Below are 4,609 nucleotides of genomic sequence, written 5' to 3'. Positions count from 1 at the left end.
GCCCCGCGCGGGCTCGAACGCCGTTTCAGGGGTGCGCCCCGTCCCGTTTCGGGGGATAATGGCCGGTATACGATATCGCGACGAGCAAGAGGGGATTGCCGTATGGACGAGAACAAGCTGGGGAAGAAGATAACCACGCTGCGCGAGGCGCACCACCTCACGGCGCAGGACCTGGCCGACCGCTGCCAGTGCGACCTGCCGGTCATCGAGGGCCTCGAGGCGGGGGAGGTGCCGGCCTCGCTCGCGCCGCTCATCAAGATCACGCGCGCGCTGGGCGTGCGCCTGGGCACGCTCATGGACGACGACGAGAACCTGGGCCCCGCCTACATCGACGTCGAGCAGATGCGCGAGGTCGAGCGCACGAAGAGCCTCGAGACCACCTCCGGCGGCGACCTCAGCTACTTCAGCCTGGCCGCCGGCCGCCCGTCGCGCCATATGGACCCGTTCGTCATCACGGTGGACCCGCGCGGCGAGGCCGACCACGAGCTGGTGGGCCACGAGGGCGAGGAGTGGCTCTACGGCATGGAAGGCGAGATCGAGATCGAGTACGGCAAGGAGATCTACGTGCTCCATCCTGGTGAGAGCATCTACTACGACTCCATCGTGCCGCACCAGGTGCGCGCTCACAACGGCCAGAAGGCGAAGTTCCTCGCCGTCGTCTACACCCCGATCTAAGGGAGGCGACATGACGACCGAGGAAACCTCCGCGCACGCCCCCGTCCCGGGCGATCCCGACTACCCGCTGCACTCCGAGAAGACCATCGGCCGCTACTTCCGCGACCAGGTGGCCATCGACCCCGACCACGAGTTCGTCGTGTACCCCGACCGCATGCTGCGCTGGACGTACAAGGACTTCGACGAGCGCACCGACAACCTGGCCCGGGGCCTTCTGGCCATCGGCCTGCGCCCGGGCGACCACCTGGGCGTGTGGGCGCGCAACATCCCCGACTGGCTCACGTTCATGTACGCCACCGCCAAGATCGGCGTGGTCATGGTCACGGTGAACCCCATCTACAAGTCCCACGAGCTGGACTACGTGCTCAAGCAGTCCGACATGAAGGCGCTCTGCGTCATCGACGCCTACCGCGACGTGGACTACCTCCAGATCATCCGCGAGCTCGTGCCCGAGACGCTCACCCAGCAGCGCGGCTACCTGGAGTCGGAGGCCTACCCCTGCCTCAAGCACATCATCTACATGGGCCCCGAGAAGCACCGCGGCTGCTACAGCGTGCCCGAGCTCATCCTGCTGGGGCAGCACGTGCCGGCCGACGCGCTCGAGGAGGCCGAGACCCACTTCGACAACAACAGCGTGGTCATGATGCAGTACACCTCCGGCACCACGGGCTTCCCGAAGGGCGTCATGCTCACGCACCGCAACATCCTCAACAACGGCTTCTACATCGGAGAAGGCCAGAAGCTCACGGCCGACGACCGCGTGACGCTGCCCGTGCCGTTCTTCCACTGCTTCGGCTGCGTGCTGGGCGTCATGGCCAACCTCACGCACCGCTCCACCATGATCATCGTGGAGGATTTCGACGCAGGGCTCGTGCTGCAGGCCATCCACAAGGAGCGCGCCACGGCCGTCTACGGCGTGCCCACCATGTTCATCGCCGAGCTCAACCACCCCGACTTCGACACGTTCGACCTGTCCAGCCTGCGCACGGGCATCATGGCCGGCAGCCCCTGCCCGCCGGAAACGATGCGCGAGGTCATGGACAAGATGTACATGAAGGAGATCACCATCTGCTACGGCCTCACCGAGACGAGCCCCGTGTTCACGCAGACGAGCGCCGACGACGACATCGAGCACAAGTGCGAGACGGTGGGCCGGGCGCACCCGCCGGTGGACGTGCGCGTCATCGACCCGGCCGACGGCCATATCTGCGCGCCGGGCGAGCCGGGGGAGCTCTGCTGCAAGGGCTACAACGTCATGAAGGGCTACTACAAGATGCCCGAGGCCACGGCCGAGGCCATCGACGCCGACGGCTACCTGCACTCCGGCGACCTGGGCACCGTGGACGAGGATGGCTACTACCGCGTGACCGGCCGCATCAAGGACATGATCATCCGCGGCGGCGAGAACATCTACCCGCTCGAGGTGGAGAACTTCCTGCTCACCATGCCCGGCGTGCTGGATGCGCAGGTGGTGGGCATCCCCGACGAGCGCCTCGGCGAGATCGTGGGAGCGTTCATCCGCGTGCGCCCCGGCTACGAGGCCATGACCGAGGACGACGTGCGCGCGTTCTCCATCCCGCGCATCGCGCGCTACAAGGTGCCCAAGCGCGTGTTCTTCGTGGACGACTTCCCCATGACGCCCTCCATGAAGGTGCAGAAGTTCAAGCTCCGCGAGATGGCCGAGGAGCTGGTGCGCGCGGGGAAGTAGCCCTCGAATCGCCGCCGTCGGGAGGGCGACGGCGGCGATTTCGACTCCTGCGCGGAGCGGCCTAAGACAGGCGCTTGCCGGCCGTCTCGCCGGGGGTGACGGAGTAGACCTCCTCCACGTGGATGAAGCACACGCCCTTGCTCGTGTAGTCGTAGCCCATCGAGCTCAAGATAGCCTGCACCTGCGCGGCCACCTGCTCGTAGCGCGGGCCCTCGTCCTCGTAGGTCACCGTGCCCTTCACTTGGAAGCCCCCCTCCTCGTCCCATACGGAGAGCGCCACATGCGGGTTCACGCGCAGGTTGGCGAGTGACTTGCATAGGTACTGGTCGGACACCATGACCGTCTCGTCGTCCCATGCCTGCTTCATGCTCACCGGCACCACGTTGGGCACGTCGCCCGTGCAGGTGGCGAATGCCGCCGCGTAGGCGTTGTTCACAAGCTCCTGGCACTCCTTCGGCATCTTCGCCATGAGAAAACCCCTTTCCCCGAAAGACGTGTTCCGCGCCGCCGCGTCGCGCGCGGGCGGCAGCGCGCCCTTCACGCTATTCTACGACAACCTCGGCGCATACCACCGGCACGGGCGCCTTCAGGCAGTCGCTCACCGGGCAGCGCTCCTCCACGAGCGCCGCCAGCGCGCGGGCCGCAGCCTCGTCACTGCTTTTCAAGTGCATGCTGAAGCGTACCTCCTGCAGGCCGTTGCGCACGTCCGGCGCCTTGCCCGTGAAGCCGTCGGGATCGAGGTCGCCCTCCACCTCCACCCGCACGCCGTCGAGCGGCACGTCCTGCATGCGCGCGAACAGCAGCGTGGCGATGGCCTGGCAGGCGCCGAACGCGCACAGCAGCCCCTCCACCGGGTTCACCGACGTATCGGTGCCGCCCGACTCCTTCGGCTCGTCGAACGTGAGCTCGAATCCACGGCACGAGCCCTTGACCTGCAGCCCCGTTCCCGTCGATGCGATTTCCGCCTTCATCGTCTCGAGCATGGCGCACCTTCCTTTCCTCGATGGCGCTGCTACCGCAACGCGCCCTTCGGAGCCAGTTTAAGCGGCTCGTCCGGACGTGTTAAGTGGTCGGCGAAATATTGAGTCGCTCAAGTTTTTTTGAGTGACTTCCGTCAAGCAGTGCCGCGCGGTATGGTTGGTAGCGCGCCGTCGAGGGCGCGGTGGGCGAGGGGATGCGTCGTCTGTTCGGTGGAGTGGAAGTGCCTATGGCGTACAAACGCAAGCTCGAGAAGGATATCCGGTGCCCGCTGGAATACGGTTTGGACGTGTTCGGCGGCAAGTGGAAGTCGCGCATCCTGTGCGTGCTCTCCGACGGGCCGCTGCGCTATAGCGTGCTGCGCGACGAGATGGCCGACGTGAGCGATGCCGCGCTTGCGTCGGCTCTCAAGGAGCTCGCGACCGACGGCTTGGTCGTGCGGCGCCAGTTCGAGGAGATACCTCCGCGCGTCGAGTACGCCCTTGCACCGAAAGGGGAGTCGGTCATCCCCGTGCTCCAGCACATCTGCCAATGGGCCGGCCTCTTCCACCGGGACGTGGCCGATGCCGCGCTCGCTCGCTGCCGCCGTTGCGACTACGTCCGTCCAGTGTAGGGGCGGCAACCGTTTTCCAGCTTTTGCGCCTTGCCGGCCCCTACCGCCGCCCCTGAGCGAGCAGGCGGCAGCTCAGGTGGACGCGCAAGAGGTCGGTGCCCGCGGCGGCGGGGTTCTCCAGGTCGATGCCGGAGAGGGCCTTGATGCGCTTCAGGCGGTAGGCCAGCGTGTTGCGGTGGATGAACAGGGCCTCGGCCGTGCGCGAGGCGTTGCAGCCGTTGCCCAGGTAGGCGAGCGCGGTCTCCACGTACGCGGCGCCGTCCTCGGCGTCGGCGCGCGCAAGGGCCACGGCCGCGTGGTCGAGCAGCCAGGCTGCATCCGCGTCCAGGTCCAGGCGCAGGCGCACGTCCTCGAACCAGCAGTCGTCGTAGAAGCACGAGAGCGTTGAGCCGAACGCGCCGCCCGCCTCCGCATCGTCCACGAGGCCGTAGGCGAGCGCCGCCTGGTCAGCCGCCGTGCGGACGAGCGAGAAGTCCGCGAACAGCGACGAGAAGCCCGCGCGGAACCGCGGCTCGGCGCCTTTCTCAACGTCGTGGGCCGCATGGCGCGCGCGGAGCGCGGCCAGCGGGTAGTCGGCGTCGCGCGCCACCATGAGGGCCGCGTCCCCATCGTCGAAGAAGCGGGCGCGCGGGTAG

Annotated in this window: 6 protein-coding genes; 3 read left to right on the top strand and 3 right to left on the bottom strand. The window is 67.2% G+C overall.

Annotation, left to right across the window (positions count from 1 at the left end; translation table 11 throughout):
• The first annotated feature begins 102 nt into the window (after positions 1-102).
• A complete protein-coding gene (locus GPA_RS00910; protein WP_015538682.1) occupies positions 103-675 on the top strand; it encodes a helix-turn-helix domain-containing protein in 573 nt (190 codons plus the stop codon).
• A gap of 10 nt (positions 676-685) precedes the next feature.
• Positions 686-2,383, top strand: coding sequence for an AMP-binding protein (locus GPA_RS00905; protein WP_015538681.1), 1,698 nt, complete (start codon positions 686-688; stop codon positions 2,381-2,383).
• A 61-nt stretch (positions 2,384-2,444) separates the two neighbouring features.
• Here the strand turns inward: GPA_RS00905 and GPA_RS00900 are convergent, their stop codons facing one another.
• Positions 2,445-2,852 (bottom strand): pyridoxamine 5'-phosphate oxidase family protein, encoded by a 408-nt coding sequence (locus tag GPA_RS00900; RefSeq protein WP_041238711.1) that lies wholly within the window; start codon positions 2,850-2,852, stop codon positions 2,445-2,447.
• Between the two features lie 73 nt (positions 2,853-2,925).
• Positions 2,926-3,366, bottom strand: coding sequence for an OsmC family protein (locus GPA_RS00895; RefSeq protein WP_015538680.1), 441 nt, complete (start codon positions 3,364-3,366; stop codon positions 2,926-2,928).
• A 224-nt stretch (positions 3,367-3,590) separates the two neighbouring features.
• Here GPA_RS00895 and GPA_RS00890 point away from each other — a divergent pair, with 224 nt between their 5' ends.
• On the top strand, positions 3,591-3,974 hold the full coding sequence (locus GPA_RS00890) for a winged helix-turn-helix transcriptional regulator (protein WP_015538679.1): 384 nt from the start codon (positions 3,591-3,593) through the stop codon (positions 3,972-3,974).
• Positions 3,975-4,014: 40 nt separating this feature from the next.
• Here GPA_RS00890 and GPA_RS18605 read toward each other — a convergent pair.
• Positions 4,015-4,609, bottom strand: a 595-nt coding sequence (locus tag GPA_RS18605) for a PucR family transcriptional regulator (RefSeq protein ID WP_167536568.1), incomplete at its 5' end; no start/stop codon positions are given.

Origin of the sequence: Gordonibacter pamelaeae 7-10-1-b, assembly GCF_000210055.1 — a bacterium.
GTDB classification, from domain to species: Bacteria; Actinomycetota; Coriobacteriia; order Coriobacteriales; family Eggerthellaceae; genus Gordonibacter; species Gordonibacter pamelaeae.
This window is presented reverse-complemented; position numbering and strand designations above follow the sequence as displayed.